The sequence below is a fragment of the Halomonas sp. C10-5 genome, assembly GCF_057169305.1.
The window spans coordinates 75,476-94,063 of record NZ_CP175665.1 but is presented as its reverse complement, the minus strand read 5'-3'; the positions used below and the strand labels follow the sequence as shown (position 1 = coordinate 94,063).

18 protein-coding genes are annotated in these 18,588 nt (G+C 62.9%); 15 read left to right on the top strand and 3 right to left on the bottom strand.

The features are described from left to right. Positions 1 to 59: 59 nt before the first annotated feature. From ACJ7IV_RS00440 to paaX, 3 genes are all read left to right on the top strand, one after another. The gene (locus tag ACJ7IV_RS00440) at positions 60 to 848 is read left to right on the top strand and encodes an enoyl-CoA hydratase (RefSeq protein WP_483865312.1); all 789 of its coding nucleotides are present in this window, start codon (positions 60 to 62) and stop codon (positions 846 to 848) included. A 112-nt stretch (positions 849 to 960) separates the two neighbouring features. Next, positions 961 to 1,785 carry an HTH-type transcriptional regulator BhcR gene (bhcR, locus tag ACJ7IV_RS00435; protein WP_483865311.1) on the top strand — a complete coding sequence of 275 codons (825 nt, stop codon included), beginning with the start codon at positions 961 to 963 and terminating at the stop codon, positions 1,783 to 1,785. Between the two features lie 130 nt (positions 1,786 to 1,915). Then, entirely contained in the window at positions 1,916 to 2,842 is a 927-nt protein-coding gene (gene paaX / locus ACJ7IV_RS00430; RefSeq protein ID WP_483865310.1) for a phenylacetic acid degradation operon negative regulatory protein PaaX, read from the top strand. A 157-nt stretch (positions 2,843 to 2,999) separates the two neighbouring features. Here the strand turns inward: paaX and paaY are convergent, their stop codons facing one another. Both paaY and paaN read right to left on the bottom strand, forming a co-directional pair. Further along, complete coding sequence (paaY, locus tag ACJ7IV_RS00425; RefSeq protein ID WP_483865309.1) at positions 3,000 to 3,614, bottom strand: phenylacetic acid degradation protein PaaY; 615 nt, start codon at positions 3,612 to 3,614, stop codon at positions 3,000 to 3,002. Positions 3,615 to 3,626: 12 nt separating this feature from the next. Beyond that, positions 3,627 to 5,303, bottom strand: coding sequence for a phenylacetic acid degradation protein PaaN (paaN, locus tag ACJ7IV_RS00420; RefSeq protein ID WP_483865308.1), 1,677 nt, complete (start codon positions 5,301 to 5,303; stop codon positions 3,627 to 3,629). Positions 5,304 to 5,702: 399 nt separating this feature from the next. Between paaN and paaF the strand changes: the two genes are divergently transcribed. From paaF to paaZ, 12 genes are all read left to right on the top strand, one after another. Beyond that, on the top strand, positions 5,703 to 6,476 hold the full coding sequence (gene paaF, locus ACJ7IV_RS00415; RefSeq protein ID WP_483865307.1) for a 2,3-dehydroadipyl-CoA hydratase PaaF: 774 nt from the start codon (positions 5,703 to 5,705) through the stop codon (positions 6,474 to 6,476). A 15-nt stretch (positions 6,477 to 6,491) separates the two neighbouring features. Beyond that, complete coding sequence (paaG, locus tag ACJ7IV_RS00410; RefSeq protein WP_483865306.1) at positions 6,492 to 7,283, top strand: 2-(1,2-epoxy-1,2-dihydrophenyl)acetyl-CoA isomerase PaaG; 792 nt, start codon at positions 6,492 to 6,494, stop codon at positions 7,281 to 7,283. 1 nt (position 7,284) lies between these two features. Continuing rightward, positions 7,285 to 8,814 (top strand): 3-hydroxyacyl-CoA dehydrogenase PaaH, encoded by a 1,530-nt coding sequence (gene paaH, locus ACJ7IV_RS00405; RefSeq protein WP_483865305.1) that lies wholly within the window; start codon positions 7,285 to 7,287, stop codon positions 8,812 to 8,814. Next, the gene (paaI, locus tag ACJ7IV_RS00400) at positions 8,807 to 9,274 is read left to right on the top strand and encodes a hydroxyphenylacetyl-CoA thioesterase PaaI (protein ID WP_349607425.1); all 468 of its coding nucleotides are present in this window, start codon (positions 8,807 to 8,809) and stop codon (positions 9,272 to 9,274) included. Before paaH ends, paaI begins: the two co-directional genes overlap by 8 nt. Continuing rightward, the gene (gene pcaF, locus ACJ7IV_RS00395; RefSeq protein ID WP_483865304.1) at positions 9,271 to 10,476 is read left to right on the top strand and encodes a 3-oxoadipyl-CoA thiolase; all 1,206 of its coding nucleotides are present in this window, start codon (positions 9,271 to 9,273) and stop codon (positions 10,474 to 10,476) included. The genes paaI and pcaF overlap by 4 nt, the downstream gene beginning before the upstream one ends. A gap of 43 nt (positions 10,477 to 10,519) precedes the next feature. Continuing rightward, positions 10,520 to 11,833, top strand: coding sequence for a phenylacetate--CoA ligase PaaK (gene paaK / locus ACJ7IV_RS00390; RefSeq protein ID WP_483865303.1), 1,314 nt, complete (start codon positions 10,520 to 10,522; stop codon positions 11,831 to 11,833). 167 nt (positions 11,834 to 12,000) lie between these two features. Next, complete coding sequence (paaA, locus tag ACJ7IV_RS00385; protein ID WP_483865302.1) at positions 12,001 to 12,957, top strand: 1,2-phenylacetyl-CoA epoxidase subunit PaaA; 957 nt, start codon at positions 12,001 to 12,003, stop codon at positions 12,955 to 12,957. A gap of 12 nt (positions 12,958 to 12,969) precedes the next feature. Continuing rightward, positions 12,970 to 13,257, top strand: coding sequence for a 1,2-phenylacetyl-CoA epoxidase subunit PaaB (paaB, locus tag ACJ7IV_RS00380; protein ID WP_305797804.1), 288 nt, complete (start codon positions 12,970 to 12,972; stop codon positions 13,255 to 13,257). Between the two features lie 19 nt (positions 13,258 to 13,276). Next, positions 13,277 to 14,041 (top strand): 1,2-phenylacetyl-CoA epoxidase subunit PaaC, encoded by a 765-nt coding sequence (gene paaC / locus ACJ7IV_RS00375; RefSeq protein WP_483865301.1) that lies wholly within the window; start codon positions 13,277 to 13,279, stop codon positions 14,039 to 14,041. Between the two features lie 21 nt (positions 14,042 to 14,062). Continuing rightward, positions 14,063 to 14,602 (top strand): 1,2-phenylacetyl-CoA epoxidase subunit PaaD, encoded by a 540-nt coding sequence (paaD, locus tag ACJ7IV_RS00370; RefSeq protein ID WP_483865300.1) that lies wholly within the window; start codon positions 14,063 to 14,065, stop codon positions 14,600 to 14,602. 8 nt (positions 14,603 to 14,610) lie between these two features. Then, positions 14,611 to 15,708 (top strand): 1,2-phenylacetyl-CoA epoxidase subunit PaaE, encoded by a 1,098-nt coding sequence (gene paaE, locus ACJ7IV_RS00365; RefSeq protein ID WP_305797801.1) that lies wholly within the window; start codon positions 14,611 to 14,613, stop codon positions 15,706 to 15,708. A gap of 112 nt (positions 15,709 to 15,820) precedes the next feature. After that, a complete protein-coding gene (paaZ, locus tag ACJ7IV_RS00360; protein WP_483865299.1) occupies positions 15,821 to 17,863 on the top strand; it encodes a phenylacetic acid degradation bifunctional protein PaaZ in 2,043 nt (680 codons plus the stop codon). Positions 17,864 to 18,110: 247 nt separating this feature from the next. Here the strand turns inward: paaZ and ACJ7IV_RS00355 are convergent, their stop codons facing one another. Continuing rightward, positions 18,111 to 18,515 (bottom strand): hypothetical protein, encoded by a 405-nt coding sequence (locus ACJ7IV_RS00355; RefSeq protein ID WP_483865298.1) that lies wholly within the window; start codon positions 18,513 to 18,515, stop codon positions 18,111 to 18,113. Positions 18,516 to 18,588: the final 73 nt, after the last annotated feature.

Sequence of the window (18,588 nt, the reverse complement as noted above, 5' to 3'; positions counted from 1 at the left end):
TGGCGCGCTAGGCTGTGGCCTCGATGAGACAAGGCTTGAACAACAACCAGGAGCCCCAGATGAGCGAGACCACCCCACCGGTACGGCGCCATGACGCCGACGGCGTGACTACCCTGACCCTGAACCGCCCGGCGAGCTTCAACGCCCTCTCCGAGGAGATGCTCGAGGCCCTGGAAAGCGAGCTTACGCGCCTGGCGGACGACGGCGGCGTGCGCTGCGTGGTGCTCGCCGCCGAGGGGCGCGCCTTCTGCGCCGGCCACGACCTCAAGCAGATGCGTGCCCATGACGACGACCGCGACTACTTCCAGGCACTCTTCGCCCGCTGCGCCGGGGTGATGCAGGCCATCGTCGAGCTGCCGGTGCCGGTGATCGCCCGGGTCCAGGGCATCGCCACCGCCGCCGGTTGCCAGCTGGTGGCCAGCTGCGACCTGGCGGTGGCCGCCCGTTCGGCGCGCTTCGCCGTCTCCGGCATCAACGCCGGGCTGTTCTGCTCCACCCCGGCGGTGGCACTGTCGCGCAACGTGGCCCGCAAGCGCGCCATGGAGATGCTGTTAACCGGCGAGTTCATCGACGCCGATACCGCCCGCGACTGGGGACTGGTCAACCGCGTCGCCGACGACGAGACCCTGGACGAGGCGGTGGCCGAGCTCGCTGCCAGCATCTGCGCCAAGAGTGCGGTGGCGGTACGCACCGGCAAGGCGATGTTCCAGCGCCAGCTACGCATGCCACTGGATGAGGCCTACGCCTTCGCCGGCGAGGTGATGGCCGGCAATATGCTGGCCGAGGATGTCGCCGAGGGCATCGACGCCTTCATCGAGAAGCGTCGCCCGGTATGGAAGGACTGCTGAGCCCGGCCAACGCCTGCCAAGAGAGTTAATGGAAGCGATTTCCGCAGACGCGACAGGCGCGCGCCGACAAGGTATCCTGTGCCAGCGAAGCCAAGGCAAAAGGAGCAACAGGGTGAGTGAAGTCAAGCGCAGAACGGCGGGACGCCCCCCGGGATCGGGCAAGGCCAGCGGCGGGCACAGCCAGTCGCTGGTGCGCGGCCTCAACCTGCTGGAGCGCCTGGCCGGCCACCCCGGGGGCCTGGCGCTCTCGGAGCTCGCCGAGCAGGCCGACCTGGCCCCCTCCACCACTCACCGCCTGTTGCAGGCCCTGCAGAGCCAGGGCTTCGTCACCCAGGACAGCGAGCTCGGCGTCTGGAAGATCGACGTCAAGACCTTCCGCATCGGCAACAGCTTCCTGGAGGCCCGTGACTTCGTGGGCACCAGCCGCCCCTTCCTGCGCCGTCTGACCGAGCAGACCGGCGAGACCGCCAACCTCGGCATCCGCGACGGCGGCACCGCGGTATTCCTCGCCCAGAGCGAGTCGCCGCAGATAATGCGCATGATCACCCGCCTCGGCTCGCGGGCCCCCCTGCACGCTTCCGGCGTGGGCAAGGCGCTGATGGCCTGGCTACCCGAAGATCTGCTCGAGCGCATCCTCGCCGAGCGTGGCCTCTCGCGGGTCACCGAGCATACCCTGCACACCCCCGAGTCGCTGCGCGAGGAGCTGGCGCGGATCCGCCGCCAGGGCTTCGCCTGCGATCGCGAGGAACACGCCATCGGCCTGCACTGCGTGGCCGCCTGCATCCACGATGAGCACGGCAGTCCACTGGCCGCCATCTCGGTCTCCGGCCCGGTGGCGCGCATCCCCGAGGCGCGCCTGATGGAGCTGGGCGCCCTGGTGCGCGATACCGCCGCCGAGATTACCGCCCAGTTGGGTGGAAGGATTCCCGCTGCCTGAGCCAACAAACGATACATTATACTATATTTATTATTAAGAATTGGTATCATATTTCGGCAAGCGTCCCGAGCAGGGATCTTCATGACTCCTGCTTGTGGCCAAGACCAGGCAAGCCCCCCAGGATCCCGTCATGCCCTCCGCCAACGAATGCGTCACCGCCCTTATCGATGAATTCCAGCAGCGCCGACCGATCCGTGCGGGCTCGCTGATCATCACCGTCTATGGTGATGCCATCGTGCCCCGTGGCGGCACCGTCTGGCTCGGCAGCCTTTCGAAGCTGGTAGAGCCGATCGGCATCAACGAACGCCTGGTACGTACCTCGGTGTATCGCCTGACGCGGGAAACCTGGCTGCAGGGTGAAAAGGTCGGTCGGCGCAGCTACTACAGCCTGAGCGGGCCGGGCCGGCGCCGCTTCGAGCAAGCCTTCAAGCGCGTCTACCACGGTACTCAGGCGCCCTGGTCGGGCCAGTGGACCCTGGTTCTGCTGAGCCAGCTGGATACGGCCCGCCGCCAGAAGGTTCGGGATGAACTGGAGTGGCTGGGTTTTGGTCATCTTACCTCCGGCCTGCTCGCCCACCCCATGCTCAACCGCACCAAGGCCATGGCTGCCCTGCAGGAACTGGGCGCCGCCGACGACACTATTGTCATGCAGACCGAGGCCATCGAGCCACTGGCCAGCAAGCCGCTGCGTCAGCAGGTACGGGATAGCTGGAACCTCGACGAGCTGGCCGAACACTACCAACGGTTTCTGTCTCTGTTCCGGCCGTTATGGAAAGCACTCAACGAGGAGAACCACCTCGGCGAGGAGGCCTGCTTCATCGCTCGCACCCTGTTGATCCACGAGTACCGCCGGGTACAGCTGCGTGACCCCCAGCTCCCCGACGAGTTGCTGCCCACCGCCTGGGAGGGCCGCAACGCCCACCAGCTATGCCGCAACATCTATCGCACCATCTACGAGCGCGCCGAACGCTGGCTCGACCGTCATCTGGAAACCGCCGAGGGTCCGCTGCCGGCGCCCGGCCCCAGCTTCTACCGACGCTTCGGCGGGCTGGAGTGAGAAGGGGTTTCCCACCATCTGCATCGGGGCGCTAAGCGCCAACACCCGGGGATGTCTGGCACCGCCCCCTCGCCTGCAACGCAAGCGCCCCCAGCCATGGCTGGGGGCGCTTGCGTTATGGTCAGCCACGAAAGGCCTCTCTCAACGGCTTCCTAGCTCATGAATTCTGGCCCTTGTCGAGGGTCTGCTGCTTGGGCTGAGTATCCCCGGCGTTCAACCGGGGACGGTCGGCATCCAGCTCGGCCAGCGGCTCACAAGGCTCCAGGCTGTCCCGGCAACGCTCAGTCAGGCGCTGATATTCACGGGTGCCCTGCTGCTTCCAGGCCACCTCCTGGTCACTCAGTTCCCGCTTGACCTTGGCCGGCGCCCCCATTACCAGCGACTGGGGCGGACACTCGAAGTTAGTCTTGACGAAGGCCGCCGCGGCGACGATGGAACGAGCGCCAATCACGGCGTAGTCCATCACCACGGCATTCATACCAACCATGGCGTCCTCGCCTACGACACAACCGTGCAGTACGGCGCCATGCCCGATATGGCCATTCTTCTCCACCCGGGTGACACAGCCAGGAAAGCCGTGCATCACGCAGGTGTCCTGAAGGTTGGCACCCTCCTCCAGTACTAGCTGACCGAAGTCGCCGCGCATCACCGCACCGGGTCCCACATAGCAGCCGGGGCCGACAATGACATCACCGATCAGCACCGCCGTGGGGTGCACATAGGCAGTGGGGTGCACCACCGGGGTTACTCCCTCGAGTCGATAGCAGGGCATAACGCGTCTCCTTTAGTCCAACTGGCCATGGCGGCGACTCTGCACCACCACAAAGCGGGGCGTCACGAAGGCCTGGTCGCATAGCGAGGCGTTGGCCGCCGGATTGCCTCCGGTCGCATGGAAGTCGCTGAAGGCGGCGGACTGGTTGACCAGGATACCACCGTCCAGGTTGAGCGATAGCGCGACCGCTACCTCCATAGCCAACTCCTCGAAACGCTCGGCGACCTCGTCATCGGTGGTATAGGCACCCAGGGTGATGGCGCCCTGCTCGCCGATCACCTCGCGGGCCAGCTCGATGCTATGCGCGGTGCTGTCGGTGGCGACCACGAAGCCGATGGGACCGAAGCGCTCTTCACTGAAGGCGTCGCGCTGGCTGGCATCCACCTTGAGCAGCAGCGGCGTATGGATCCGCGCCTCGGGATACCGAGCATGCTGGCGACGCTCGCTATCCAGCAGCACTTCGCCCAGGCCGCGGCACTCCTCGATGCGGGCGGCGGTGGCCGGCGACTGAACGGCGCCCAGCACGGTACAGGCGCGCTCGTTATCGGCAAGGAATGCCTCGATGGCCTTGGCCAGGGCACCGGCCACCTCGTCGAAGGAGAGCCTGCCCTCTGACGTCTGGATACCATCGCGGGGAACGTAGATGCCCTGGGGGGTCGTGCACATCTGGCCGGAGTAAAGGCTCAGACTGAAGGCCAGGTTCTGGGCCACCGGCTCGATCCGCTCGACGCTGTCGATGATGACGGTGTTGAGGCCGGCCTTCTCGGTGAAGACCCGAGCCTGGGTGGCGTTGTGCTCCAGCCACTCGCCGAACGCGCTGGAGCCGGTGAAGTCGATCAACTTGACAGCCGGGTCCAGGGCCAACTCCTTGGCTACCGGCTCCTCGGCGCTGTCGGGCATCAGGCTCACCAGGCATGGATCGAAGCCGGCCTCCTCGAGCACCTCCTGAGCGACGCGCACCGTCATCGCCAGTGGCAGGATGGCACCCGGATGGGGCTTGAGGATGACCGGGTTACCGGTCGCCAGGCTGGCGAACAGGCCCGGATAGGTGTTCCAGGTGGGGAAGGTGGAACAGGCCACCACCAGGGAGATGCCGCGTGGCACGATATGGAAGCGCTTCTCCATCACCAGCGGATCGCGCTTGCCCTGGGGCTTGACCCAGCTGGCCGTGGCCGGCACAGAAGACATCGCCTGCCAGGCGTAGGTCACGGCCTCGAGGCCGCGATCCTGGGCGTGAGGGCCGCCGGCCTGGAAGGCCATCAGCGGCCCCTGGCCGCTGGTATGGCTGACGGCCTGAGCGATTTCCGGGCTCATGGCGTTCAGGCGCGCCAGGATCTCCAGACAGACGCCCACTCGCGCCTCAGCGCCAGCGTCGCGCCAGGCGGGAAGCGCCGCCCGCATGGCCGCGATCAGTGCGTCCCGTTCGGGCTGATCGTAGGTCACCCCGAGTTCAAAGCCATAGGGCGAGACCTCACTCCCCACCTGGCCGGCCACGCTCGGGGCCTTGAGAGAAAAATGCCGATTGAGGAGCGCCTCGAAGCGCCGCGGGGCCTCCTTCACCGCCTCTTCTGGGTACTGCTTGATACTCTCAGGATAGGGCGTCCAGAACTCACGGGTGGCGATGGCCTCGACGGCCTGGTCGAGGGTCTCGCGATGACGGTCGAGCATCTGCTGGCCTTGCTGGGACATGCGTGACTCCTGCATTACACGGCTATATTTGATACGCGATGGAGAGAAAGACTATCCATGGCGTAACAAAACATCAAACCGATACCTGACCTCCTTCGCCGAGGAACTCTGAAATCCAGCACAAAAACTCATATAAATTATATATTTAAGCTAATAATAACTCAGCAAAAGCCAATCTTTCGACCATGGTATAAGCCAGCTGTGGCAATCACCACTTTATCCCAGCAAACCACTGAAAAAGCAGAAGAAATAATAATCAAAAACCAAGATGCGATACATCAAATTGGCAAATGCAATGTTGATGCGTATCAAAAAAAACCTATACTCGTTCCTCGAACGCCTCCCATGACAGGCCGCGGGCATTTGCCGCGCCATCGCCGTGCCAAACACGAGGACACCATGCCGAATCACCTGATCGTCGAGGGACCGCAACAGGGGGTGCTGCACATCACCTTGCATCGCCCGGAAGCGCTCAACGCCCTCAATACCGCCCTGTTGGCAGAGCTGGCCGAGACCCTGATCGCCACCGAGGATGATACCGAGGTGCGTGCCGTGGTGATCAGCGGCAGTCAGCGTGCCTTCGCCGCCGGCGCCGACATCAAGGAGATGGCCGCCCGCGACCTGGTGGGCATGCTGGAAGATCCCCGCCAGCGCCACTGGGCCACCATTGCCCGTTTCAACAAGCCAATAATCGCCGCGATCAATGGCTTCTGTCTGGGCGGTGGCTGCGAGCTCGCCATGCACGCCGACATCCTCATCGCCGGCGAGGACGCCCGCTTCGGCCAGCCCGAGATCAACCTGGGCATCATGCCCGGCGCCGGCGGCACCCAGCGCCTGGTGCGCGCCGTGGGCAAGGCACTCGCCACCCAGATGGTGCTGACCGGTGAGCCGATCAGTGCGCGTCGTGCCATGGAGGCCGGCCTCATCAGCGAGATCACCCAGCCGGAGCTGACCGTAGAACGCGCCATCGCCGTGGCCGAATCCATCGCCGCCAAGGCACCACTGGCCGTACGCCTGGCTCGGGAGGCCCTGCACAAGGCCGAGGACACCGACCTGGCCACCGGCCTGCGCTTCGAGCGCCATGCGTTCACCCTGCTAGCCGGCACCGAAGATCGCGAGGAAGGCATCCGCGCCTTCCAGGAAAAACGCCCCGCCACCTTCAAAGGGCACTGACACAGGATATCCATCATGAGTGAAGCGCCCCTGCTCTATACCGTGGAAGACGGCGTCGCCCGCATCACGCTGAACCGACCCGACAGCCTCAACAGCTTCAATGCCGAGATGCATGCCGAAATGCGTCAAGCGCTCAAGTCGGTGCGTCAGGACGATAGCGTGCGCGCCCTGCTTTTGACCGGCAACGGTCGCGGCTTCTGCGCCGGCCAGGATCTCTCCGACCGTAACGTGGCCCCCGGTGCCGAGGCCCCGGATCTGGGCGAATCCCTGGAGAAGCGCTACAACCCCATGCTGCGCGCCCTCAAGGGACTGCCGATTCCCACCGTCTGTGCGGTGAACGGGGTCGCCGCCGGTGCCGGCGCCAACATCGCCCTGGCCTGCGATATCGTGCTGGCGGCCCGCTCGGCCAGCTTCATCCAGGCCTTCTGCAAGATCGGTCTGATTCCCGACTCCGGCGGCACCTGGACACTGCCCCACCTGGTCGGCATGGCGCGTGCCAAGGGTCTGGCCATGTTAGGTGACAAGCTCGGCGCCGAGCAGGCCGAGCAGTGGGGCATGATCTGGAAGGTGGTGGACGACGAGGCCCTGCAGGACGAGGCGCTGACCCTGGCCCGCCACCTAGCCAACCAGCCGACGCGCGGTCTGGCACTGATCAAGCGAGCCCTGCATGCCAGTACTGACAACAGCTTCGACGCGCAGCTCGACCTTGAGCGTGACCTCCAGCGCCTCGCTGGCCGCACCGCCGACTACCGCGAAGGTGTCAGTGCCTTCATGGACAAGCGCCAGCCAAGCTTCAAGGGAGAGTGATATGCCAGCCCTCGCAACCAGCGAGATCATCGCCGTGATCGGCGCCGGCGCCATGGGCGCCGGCATCGCCCAGGTAGCGGCCCAGGCCGGCCATTCGGTGCGCCTCTATGACACGCGCGACGGCGCCGCCCAGGCCGGCATCGACGGCGTCCGCCGCCAGCTCGAGAAGCGCGTGGCCCGGGGCAAGATGGCCCAGAACGAGGTGGAGGCCATCGTCGCGCGCCTGACGCCGGTAGACGGCCTCGCCGACCTGGCCGACAGCCGCCTGGTGGTGGAAGCCATCGTCGAGAACCTCGAGGTCAAGCGCCAGGTATTCGCCGAGCTGGAGGCCCTCTGCGGCCCCGATACCCTGCTGACCAGCAACACCTCCTCACTCTCCATCACCTCCATCGCCGCCAGCCTCGAGCGCCCCGAGCGAGTGGCAGGACTGCATTTCTTCAACCCCGCGCCGGTGATGAAGCTGGTGGAGGTGATCTCGGGCCTGGCCACCAACGCCGAGGTGGCCGAGACCCTCTACGCCACTGCCGCTGCCTGGGGCAAGGTGCCGGTCCACGCCAGCTCCACCCCCGGCTTCATCGTCAACCGCGTCGCCCGCCCCTTCTATGCCGAGGGGCTGCGCCTGATGCAGGAGGGCGCTGCCGCCCCCGCCACCCTGGACGCCCTGCTGCGCCAGGCCGGCGGCTTTCGCATGGGCCCCTTCGAACTGATGGACCTGATCGGACACGACGTCAACTACGCCGTGACCCGTTCGGTGTTCGACGCCTACTACGGTGATACCCGCTTCGAGCCCTCCCTGGTCCAGCAGGCGCTGGTCGAGGCTGGCCGCCTGGGCCGCAAGAGCGGCCTGGGCTTCTATGACTATCGGGACAACGCCACCCCCGACGCGCCCGACTTCGCTGCCCCTGCCGAGGCTGAACTCCCGCCCCTGGTGGCCGAGGGCCAGCTCGGTGCTATCGCGCCGCTGGTGGCACGCGCCGAGGCCGCCGGCCTCGAGGTGGTGCATCGGGAGAGCATCTCCGGCGAGGGGCGCCTGCGCCTGGGCGGCCTCACCCTGGCGCTGAGCGACGGTCGCTGTGCCGCCGAGCGCGCCCGGGACGAGGGCCTCGAGGCCCTGGTGCTGTTCGACCTCTGCCTCGACTACGGCGAGGCCAGCGCCATCGCCATGGCGGCGAGCCCCGGCGTCGACGCCGCTGGCCGCGACCTGGCCACGGCACTCTTCCAGCGCCTGGGCCTGGACGTGGCCTGGCTCACCGATACCCCGGGGCTGGTGGTACTGCGCACCGTGGCCATGCTGGCCAACGAGGCCGCTGACGCCGTGCTGCAGGGCGTGTGCAGCGCCACTGACGGCGACCTGGCCATGCAGGCCGGTCTCAACTACCCCCGCGGCCCGCTGGCCTGGGCCGACGGCCTGGGGCTCGACTTCGTCCACCGCACCCTGACCCACCTGCAGCAGAGCTACGGCGAGGAGCGCTATCGCGCCTCCTTCCTGCTGCGCCGCAAGGCCCTTGCCGAGGAGATCTTCCATGTCTGAATCCGAGCTGAGCCCCCAGCAGCTGGCCGAGGCCTGCGCCGACGCCATGTTCTCCCGGGACAACGCCAGCCAGGGGCTGGGCATGCGTATCGAGAGCGTGGCCCCGGGCCGGGCAGTGCTCACCATGAGCGTCCGCGAGGACATGGTGCAGGGGCACGGCAACTGTCACGGCGGCTTCATCTTCGCCCTGGCGGACTCCGCCTTCGCCTTCGCCTGCAACACCTATGATGACGCCACGGTGGCCTCGGGCTGCAGCATCGACTATCTCGGCCCAGGCCAGCTTGGCGATGTGCTGACCGCCACCGCCGAGGAGCGCAGCCGTCGCGGTCGCACCGGTATCTATGACATCACCGTGCGCAACCAGCATGGCCACGAGGTCGCGCTGTTTCGCGGCCGCTCCTACAAGGTCCGCGGCACCGTCCGTCGCCAGGAAGAATCCACCGCTGGAGAAAACGCATGAAAGATGCCCTGATCATCGATGCCATCCGCACCCCCATCGGTCGCTACGGCGGCGTGTTATCCCCGGTACGTGCCGATGATCTCGGTGCCGTGCCCATGCGTGCCCTGATCGAGCGCAACCCTTCGGTGGACTGGGCCCAGATCGACGACCTCTTCTACGGCTGCGCCAACCAGGCCGGTGAGGACAACCGCAACGTGGCACGCATGTCGGCGCTATTGGCAGGCCTCCCCGTGGAAGTGCCGGGCACCACGCTCAACCGCCTGTGCGGTTCCGGCATGGACGCCATCGGCAATGCCGCCCGCACCATCAAGGCCGGCGAGGCGGGCCTGATGATCGCCGGGGGTGTCGAATCCATGTCGCGTGCCCCCTTCGTGATGGGCAAGGCCGAGCAGGCCTTCTCGCGCAGCGCCGAGATCCACGACACCACCATCGGTTGGCGCTTCGTCAACCGCCAGATGAAGGCCCAATTCGGCGTCGACTCCATGCCGGAGACCGCCGAGAACGTCGCCGCGCAGTTCGGGATCTCCCGCGAGGATCAGGACGCCTTCGCCCTGCGCAGCCAGCAGCGCACCGCAGCCGCAATGGAAGCCGGCCGCCTGGCAGAAGAGATCGTTCCCGTTGAAGTGCCGCGCCGCAAGCAGGCACCGCTGGTGGTAGACACCGACGAGCATCCTCGCGCCTCGACCACCCTAGAGCAACTGGCCAAGCTGCCTACCCCCTTCCGCGAAGGTGGCAGCGTTACCGCCGGCAACGCCTCGGGCGTCAACGATGGTGCCTGTGCCCTGCTTCTGGCCTCACCGGAACAGGCAACCCAGTTCGGCCTCAAGGCCCGCGCTCGTGTGGTAGGCATGGCCACTGCCGGCGTTGAGCCACGCATCATGGGATTCGGCCCGGCCCCTGCGACCCGCAAGGTGTTGGCGCAAACTGGCCTGACCCTCGAACAGATGGACGTGATCGAACTCAACGAGGCCTTCGCCGCCCAGGCACTGGCCGTGACCCGCGACCTCGGCCTCCCCGACAATGCCGAGCACATCAACCCCAACGGCGGCGCCATCGCCCTGGGCCATCCGCTGGGCATGAGCGGCGCCCGCCTGGTGACCACCGCCCTGCACGAGCTGGAACGCCGGCAGGGACGCTACGCGCTGTGCACCATGTGTATCGGCGTGGGTCAGGGTATCGCCCTGATCATTGAGCGCCTCTGATAGCGCGCACTACAACAATCCCTGCGACCGGAGAAAAGACACCATGAACCAGCGCGTAAAACCCATCGACACCGCCAACCTCGACCACCTGGAAACCGCCAGCATCGACGAACTGCGCGCCTCTCAGCTCAAGCGCCTGCAGTGGAGCCTGAAGCACGCCTACGAGAATGTGCCCCACTACCGCCACTCCTTCGATCAGGCCAGCGTTCACCCAGAGGACATCAAGAGCCTAGAGGACCTCGGCAAGCTGCCCTTCACCACCAAGGCGGACCTGCGCGACAACTACCCCTTCGGCATGTACGCCACACCGATGAGCGAGATCGTACGCATCCACGCTTCCAGCGGCACCACCGGTCAGCCCACCGTAGTCGGCTACACGCAGAACGACATCGATGTCTGGGCCGACGTGGTAGCCCGCTCGATCCGCGCCGCCGGCGGCAGTCGCAACGACAAGGTGCATGTGGCCTACGGCTACGGCCTATTTACCGGTGGCCTGGGCGCCCACTACGGCGCCGAACGCCTGGGTTGCGCCGTCATCCCAATGTCCGGCGGTCAGACCGAGAAGCAGGTGCAGCTGATCCGTGACTTCCAGCCGGACATCATCATGGTGACCCCCTCTTACATGCTCAATATCGCCGATGAGATGGAGCGGCAAGGCATCGATCCACGTGAACTGCCGCTGCGTACCGGCATCTTCGGCGCAGAGCCCTGGACCAACGATATGCGCCTCTCTCTGGAGAAGCGCCTGGGCATCGATGCCCTGGACATCTATGGCCTCTCCGAGGTGATGGGGCCTGGGGTAGGCATGGAGTGCCTGGAAACCAAGGATGGCCCGACCATCTGGGAGGACCATTTCTATCCCGAGATCATCGACCCGATCAGCGGTGAAGTATTGCCGGATGGCGAATACGGCGAGCTGGTGTTCACCACACTCACCAAGGAAGCATTGCCGGTGATCCGCTACCGTACCCGCGATCTCACCCGCCTTCTTCCCGGCACAGCCCGACCCATGCGGCGTATCGACAAGATTACCGGCCGCAGCGACGACATGCTGATCATTCGCGGGGTCAACGTCTTCCCGACCCAGATCGAGGAACGGCTACTCAAGATCGAACAGCTCTCACCTCACTACGAGATCGAAGTCACTCGACAGGGCAACATGGATATGGTGCTCGTGCGCGTCGAAGCATGCAGCAATGACATTGCCCGCGATCCAGTAGCCTGCGAGCAGTTGGGCAAACAACTCCAGCATGCCATCAAGACCTACGTAGGCATCAGCACCAAGGTAGATGTCTGTGGGGTAGATGAAGTCATGCGCTCTGTCGGCAAGGCGAAGCGCGTGAAGGATTTACGCTGATCGCAACCCGACGCCATAAAAACCTTGTTGAACAATAGCTTAATTCAAAACCAACAATAGCGACACAAGATACAAAGGTATAACCACCTTTTTGTGTCGCTTAAAGGTTCAGCCTGCTATGCTTGAGACAAGCAAGACAGGCTTAACCAGAACTGGAGAGTGTAACGATGTCCTCTGAACAGCAGATATCTCTTCAAGAACAGCAGTTTATGGACAAGATCAAGGCTGAAGAGAAGATCGAGCCCAAGGACTGGATGCCCGAGAAATATCGCAAGAATCTGATTCGCCAGATTTCTCAGCATGCTCACTCGGAAGTCATTGGCATGCAGCCCGAAGGTAACTTCCTGACCCGTGCGCCTTCCTTGCGCCGCAAGGCGATCCTGCTATCGAAGATCCAGGACGAGGCTGGTCACGGGCTCTACCTCTACAGTGCCGCCGAAACCCTGGGGATTACCCGTGAGGAGATGATCGAGGCGCTGCAGAGCGGCAAGGCGAAATACGCCTCCATCTTCAACTACCCAGCGCTGACGTGGGCCGACATGGGCGCCATTGGCTGGCTGGTCGATGGGGCCGCCATCGTCAACCAGGTATCCCTGCAGCGCACCTCCTACGGCCCCTATTCACGGGGCATGATTCGCATCTGCAAGGAAGAGAGTTTCCACCAGCGCCAGGGCTACGACATTATGCTGTCCCTGGTCAACGGCAGCCCCGAGCAGAAGGCCATGGCCCAGGATGCCCTGAACCGCTTCTACTGGCCGGCGCTGATGATGTTCGGCCCGCACGACTCCGAGTCGGCACACTCCGCAAAGTCCATGGAGTGGAAAATCAAGCGTGAGACCAATGACGACCTCCGCCAGAAGTTCGTCGACCAGACCGCTTCACAGATCGAGTTCCTGGGGCTCGAGCATCCCGACAAGGATCTCAAGTGGAACGAAGAGCGCGGTCATTACGACAGCGGCGAGATCGACTGGGAAGAGTTTCAGAATGTCATCAACGGCAATGGCCACTGCAATCGCCAGCGCCTCGAGCACCACATCAAGGCTCATGAAGAAGGAGCCTGGGTGAGGGAGGCCCTCGCCGCCTACAACGCCAAGAAGCAGGCCAACAAGTCTAAAGCCGCCTAAGGAGACAACATCATGCAAGACAATGCCCTGGAACTCTTTGAGGTCTTTATTCGCTCGAAGCGCGGCCTCGATCACAAGCATGTCGGAAGCCTGCACTCCGAAGACCATGCACAGGCGCTGGAGTATGCCCGCGATGTCTATACTCGCCGCAGCGAGGGCGTCAGCATCTGGGTGGTCAAGTCATCGGATATCTGTGCGTCTCAGGAAGACGATGCAGAAGACTTCTTCGACCCCAACGACGACAAACCGTATCGGCACGCCACTTATTACGAACTCCCCGATGCCGTCAACAACATGTAACTTCTGAGGAGACCGCGTGATGAGTGACAATATCAAGGACGCGACGCAGGAATATGCAACCCGTCTGGGCGATGATGCCGTCGTCCTGGGTCACCGTATTTCAGAGTGGGTCAGTCGTGGGCCCTTTCTGGAAGAGGACATCGCCTATGCCAATGTGGCGCTGGACTACATTGGCCGCGCGCGCATGTTCTATGGCTATGCGGCGGAGCTGGCCAACGATGGTCGAACCGAGGACGATTTCGCCTACATGCGCGACGACCGCCAGTACCGGAACCTGCTGCTGATGGAGATGCCGCGAGGCGATTTTGCCTACTCTCAAATTCGACAGCTCTTCGTGGATATCTACTACAACCTCCTGCTGCCGAAATTGGCCGATTCCAAGGACGACACGCTGGCCGCCATCGCTGCCAAGGCGATCAAGGAAACCCGCTATCACCTGCGGCGCAGCCGTGACTGGGTGCTGCGTCTGGGCGATGGCACCGAAGAGAGCCATCGTCGCGCACAGGCTGCCGTCGACAGCCTCTGGGGCTATACCCATGAGCTGTTCGATATGGACGAGACCGAGAAGCTCTTGGCCGATAACGGCATCGGCGTCGATACCACCCAGCTTCGCGAAGAGTGGCTGAAGCACGTCAGCGCTATCCTCTCGGAAGCCACTCTGAACGTTCCGGAAGATGGCTGGGCAGTGCGTGGTGGTCGTATCGGTTATCACACCGAGAACCTTGGCCACCTGCTGACAGAAATGCAATTCGTACACCGCTCCTACCCTGGCTGCCAGTGGTAAGTGCAAGGTTGGTAATGGATCATGAGCGAAATCTCGTTGATGCCGGAGGAAGAGTACCACCGGTTACAGCAGCGCAACACTTCCGAAGTAAAAGAGCTCTGGGACTTGCTTGATGACGTCAAGGATCCCGAAATTCCGGCACTGAGTATCTGGGACTTGGGAATACTTCGCGACATCCAGCGGCGGGGTGATTACATCATCGTCACTATCACACCGACGTATTCTGGCTGCCCGGCAATAAACACCATTACCGAAGATATCGAGGCTGCCCTGTACGCCAAGGGATATGAGAGACTCGAGGTAAAGGTAAAGCTATCACCGGCCTGGAGCTCTGAGTGGATGTCCTCCGACGGGCGCCGCAAGCTACGCAATTACGGCATCGCTCCCCCGGAGGATGTCGAGGCCTCCGAGGAGGGCTTGAGCTCCGACTCACAGGCGCTTTGCCCACGCTGTGGCTCGCGCGATACACGGCTCCTCAGTGAATTTGGCTCCACTGCATGCAAGGCGTTGTTTCAGTGCCAATCATGCAAGGAGACCTTCGATTATTTCAAGACAATATAGGCTACGTGATGTCAGACACGAACTTCTATACGCTGAGAATCGCCGACGTCCAGCCGGAGACGGACACCGCTATACGTGTGACTTTTGACATACCCGAGGAGCTGAAGGAAACCTTCGACTTCATTCAGGGACAGTTCCTGACACTGCGAACCAGGATTGATGGCGAGGAGGTCCGCCGCTCCTACTCTATCTGTTCCGGCGTCAAGGATGGCCATATGCGAGTCGGCATAAAGCGCGTCAAGAATGGTCGCTTCTCCAACTATGCCAATGACCATTTCAAGCGCGGCATGGAGATCGATGTCATGCCGCCACAGGGCAGCTTCTATACGCAGCTGGATGAAAACAATGCCAAGCAATACATGTGTATTGCCGCAGGCTCCGGCATCACACCGGTACTGTCGATCGTGAAATCTGTTCTTGATACGGAGCCCAACAGTAAGGTGACGCTGATTTATGGCAACCGCCGCAGCAATTCTGTGATGTTCAAGGATGAGCTGAGCTTCGTAAAGAATCGCCACATGGATCGTTTCCAGTGGCTCAACATCATGAACTATGAAGACCAGGGCGCTGACCTTCTCAACGGAAAGATCGACAACAAGAAGGGTTACGAACTTCAGAAAAGTGGCCTGATCGATATCAAGAACACCGATGAAGCCTTTATCTGCGGCCCCGAGGCCATGATGGCGGAGGTCTCGCATGGCTTTCGCCTCGAGGGCCTGAGCAATGAGCAGATCCATTATGAGCTGTTCGCTAACTCTGCTGCGGACTCCGAGAAAATGCTCGAGAAGGCGCAGCAGCGCATCGCGGAGTATGGCGAGGAGAAGAGCAGCAAGGTGACCGTGGTCGCAGATGGCCGCTCCGTGATGTTCGATCTGGCCACAGTAGGCGAAAACATCCTGGATGCCGGGATCGCCAACGGCATGGACCTTCCCTATTCCTGCAAGGCCGGCGTCTGCTCCACCTGCAAGTGCAAGCTGGTAGTGGGCGAAGTGGATATGGATGTGACCCACGGCCTCGAGAAGCACGAAATCGAGGCGGGCTATGTGCTGAGCTGCCAGGCTCACCCTCTCACCGATGAAGTGACCCTCGACTTCGATCAGCGCTGATGATCGGCTGAGCCACCCTAATCCCTCGATACGCTCACTCCACGCCACGCTCTGGTCACGGTGACGAAGCAAGATCGTCACCGACCCACACTTATTACCGGGAGAACGCTTAATGTCAGTCCTACAGAGTTACATTGCCGGAAAGTGGCTGGGAGAAACGCCAGCCAAGGCACTGCCCAGCGCCATCAACGGTGATACCGTTGCGCATACCCACGAGGAAACCATCGACTTCGCCCAGGCAGTCGACTATGCCCGTTCCACCGGGGTGAAGAGTCTCCTTGCGCTTGATTTCCAACAGCGCGCCGCCATCCTCAAGGAACTGGCTATCTATATCCAGGGCCGCAAGGAAGAGCTCTACGCGACCTCCTATCATACCGGTTGTACCAAGGCCGACTCCTGGATCGACATCGACGGCGGCTTCGGCACCCTGTTCGCCTACGCCTCCACCGGCCGCAAGGAGCTGCCCTCCGGCAACGTGGCCCATGAGGGACCTGTTACCCAGCTCGGCAAGGACAATCACTTCAACGGGACCCATATCCTGGTGCCTCGTCGTGGCGTCTCCGTGCACATCAATGCCTTCAACTTTCCCATCTGGGGCATGCTGGAGAAATTTGCCCCAGCCTTTCTGGCAGGCATGCCGTGTATCTTCAAGCCCGCTACGGCTACCAGCTACCTCACCGAAGCCGCTGTGCGGGTCATCAACGATTCCGGCCTACTCCCCGAAGGCGCGCTGCAATTGATCATCGGCGGAACCGGCGACCTGCTGGACAGACTCGAAGAGCAGGATTTCGTCACTTTCACCGGCTCAGCCAGTACCGCCCTGAAGTTGAAGAGCCACCCCAACATCATGGCCAGGAGCATCCCCTTCAACGCCGAGGCGGACTCCCTCAACAGCGCCATCATGGCCCCGGATGTCACCCCGGAAGACGACGAATTCGATATCTTCGCCAAGGAAGTAGCGAAGGAGATGACCGCCAAGGCTGGCCAGAAGTGTACCGCCATACGCCGGGTGCTGGTGCCAGCCGAGCATCTGGACGCCCTGGCTGAACGCCTCAAACAGCGGCTGAGCAAGATTGCCTTCGGCAACCCCGCCGCTGACGGCGTCCGCATGGGCGCTCTCGCTTCCCATGACCAGCTGAGAGACGTCACGGCCGCCATCGATCGCCTGCTGGAAACCAGCGAGTGCGCGTACGGCCGAACCGAAGGCCTCCGCCCCACGGGCGAAGGAGTGGAGAATGGCGCCTTTATCGCGCCTCATCTGCTGGTCAGCCGCACCCCGATGAACGACGGCGGCGCCCACGACATCGAGGCCTTCGGTCCGGTAGCCACCCTGATGCCCTACAACGGCATCGACGAGGCCCTGGCCATCGCCGCCAAGGGCAAAGGCAGCCTGGTCACCACGCTCACCACCAAGGATCCGGCCATCGCCGCCGAGATGATCCCGGTGCTGGCCGCCCAGCACGGTCGCCTGCAGATCCTGAACGCCGAAGCGTCCAAGGAGTCTACCGGCCATGGCTCCCCGCTGCCCATGCTCAAGCATGGCGGTCCGGGTCGCGCCGGGGGTGGCGAAGAACTCGGCGGCATTCGTTCCGTGCACCACTATCTGCAGCGCACCGCCATCCAGGGCTCACCCACCATGGTCGCCGCGGTGACCCGCGAGTATGTGCGTGGCGCCACGGTGATCGAGAACGATATCCACCCTTTCCGTCGCCACTTCGACGACCTGCAGGTGGGCGAATCTCTGCTGACCCATCGCCGCACCGTCACCGAGGCCGACATCGTCAACTTCGGCTGCCTTTCGGGCGACCATTTCTACATGCACTTCGACGCGATCGCCGCCAAGGAGACCCAGTTCGGCCAGCGCATCGCCCATGGCTACTTCGTGCTCTCCGCCGCCGCCGGTCTGTTCGTCTATGCCGGCGAAGGCCCTGTGCTGGCAAACTATGGCATCGACACCCTTCGATTCATCAACCCTGTGGTCGCCGGCGATACCATCCGTGCTCGCCTGACGTGCAAGCGCAAAATCGATCAGGGCCGAACCTCACCCGAGGGGCACCCCCAGGGGGTGGTCATGTGGGACGTGGCAGTCACCAACCAGAACGACGAGCTGGTGGCCAGCTATGACATTCTGACGTTGGTCGCAAAGCGACAGTAAGTTCACGATACCGGTATTGGGGATTTTGCTGCACTGATCCCCTACCCGAGTGCCTCAGCTGATACGGCATGTCCTGCCAGGAAACATAGCTGGATACTATCACCAAGCGGGTGTCCACCAACGCCGAGATCGGCATGGTGGCACTCGCTTATTCATTTACTGCTGTGTGAGTGGCCCGCCCTAATGGCCGACGACCACTCAGCGCATCCGTCATGGCAATTATTGGCTAACCGCCATGCCACACCGCTCATTCTGCTACTGGCTCACTCTCTTCACCGCCATGAGCCATGAAGCTCTTGGCATTGGGGCAGAAGCCACGACAAGCTTCGGCACCTGCGCCGTTACGCATCGCCTTCCAGCAATGGCCAACCACATCGCAGCGATTGCAGACAGACTCCAGTAACGCCATTTCATCCTCGGCAATAGCAGCGGTGGGCACCTCGAAGGTCTTCATCATCGCCGGCATCAACACTTCGGAGGCCTGGAAGTCGGGCACCCGACGGTCATCGAGAGTCCTGCCGATTGCTTTTTCCAGTGGCCTGTTCAGCGGCTGCTCCAGGTCGCGAGCCAATTCTTCCAGCGCCTCCGGGGCATGGCTGCGAAGTTCACGGACCACACGCTCACCCTGAATGTAATCAGATAACCTTTCCATTGCTGTTCTCCTCATCTGGTGTCAGTTACTGCTCACTTTCAGAGTAGCTCAACGCAGGTCGCCCTGATTTGAC

Excerpts from the sequence above, each read along its gene's own strand:
- paaH (WP_483865305.1), top strand. The coding sequence starts at position 7,285 with ATGCCAGCCCTCGCAACCAGCGAGATCATCGCCGTGATCGGCGCCGGC.
- paaA (WP_483865302.1), top strand. The coding sequence starts at position 12,001 with ATGTCCTCTGAACAGCAGATATCTCTTCAAGAACAGCAGTTTATGGAC.
- ACJ7IV_RS00440 (WP_483865312.1), top strand. The coding sequence starts at position 60 with ATGAGCGAGACCACCCCACCGGTACGGCGCCATGACGCCGACGGCGTG.
- paaZ (WP_483865299.1), top strand. The coding sequence starts at position 15,821 with ATGTCAGTCCTACAGAGTTACATTGCCGGAAAGTGGCTGGGAGAAACG.
- paaF (WP_483865307.1), top strand. The coding sequence starts at position 5,703 with ATGCCGAATCACCTGATCGTCGAGGGACCGCAACAGGGGGTGCTGCAC.
- paaG (WP_483865306.1), top strand. The coding sequence starts at position 6,492 with ATGAGTGAAGCGCCCCTGCTCTATACCGTGGAAGACGGCGTCGCCCGC.
- ACJ7IV_RS00355 (WP_483865298.1), bottom strand. The coding sequence starts at position 18,515 with ATGGAAAGGTTATCTGATTACATTCAGGGTGAGCGTGTGGTCCGTGAA.
- paaE (WP_305797801.1), top strand. The coding sequence starts at position 14,611 with ATGTCAGACACGAACTTCTATACGCTGAGAATCGCCGACGTCCAGCCG.
- paaI (WP_349607425.1), top strand. The coding sequence starts at position 8,807 with ATGTCTGAATCCGAGCTGAGCCCCCAGCAGCTGGCCGAGGCCTGCGCC.
- paaD (WP_483865300.1), top strand. The coding sequence starts at position 14,063 with ATGAGCGAAATCTCGTTGATGCCGGAGGAAGAGTACCACCGGTTACAG.
- paaX (WP_483865310.1), top strand. The coding sequence starts at position 1,916 with ATGCCCTCCGCCAACGAATGCGTCACCGCCCTTATCGATGAATTCCAG.
- pcaF (WP_483865304.1), top strand. The coding sequence starts at position 9,271 with ATGAAAGATGCCCTGATCATCGATGCCATCCGCACCCCCATCGGTCGC.
- paaN (WP_483865308.1), bottom strand. The coding sequence starts at position 5,303 with ATGTCCCAGCAAGGCCAGCAGATGCTCGACCGTCATCGCGAGACCCTC.
- paaC (WP_483865301.1), top strand. The coding sequence starts at position 13,277 with ATGAGTGACAATATCAAGGACGCGACGCAGGAATATGCAACCCGTCTG.
- paaB (WP_305797804.1), top strand. The coding sequence starts at position 12,970 with ATGCAAGACAATGCCCTGGAACTCTTTGAGGTCTTTATTCGCTCGAAG.
- paaK (WP_483865303.1), top strand. The coding sequence starts at position 10,520 with ATGAACCAGCGCGTAAAACCCATCGACACCGCCAACCTCGACCACCTG.
- paaY (WP_483865309.1), bottom strand. The coding sequence starts at position 3,614 with ATGCCCTGCTATCGACTCGAGGGAGTAACCCCGGTGGTGCACCCCACT.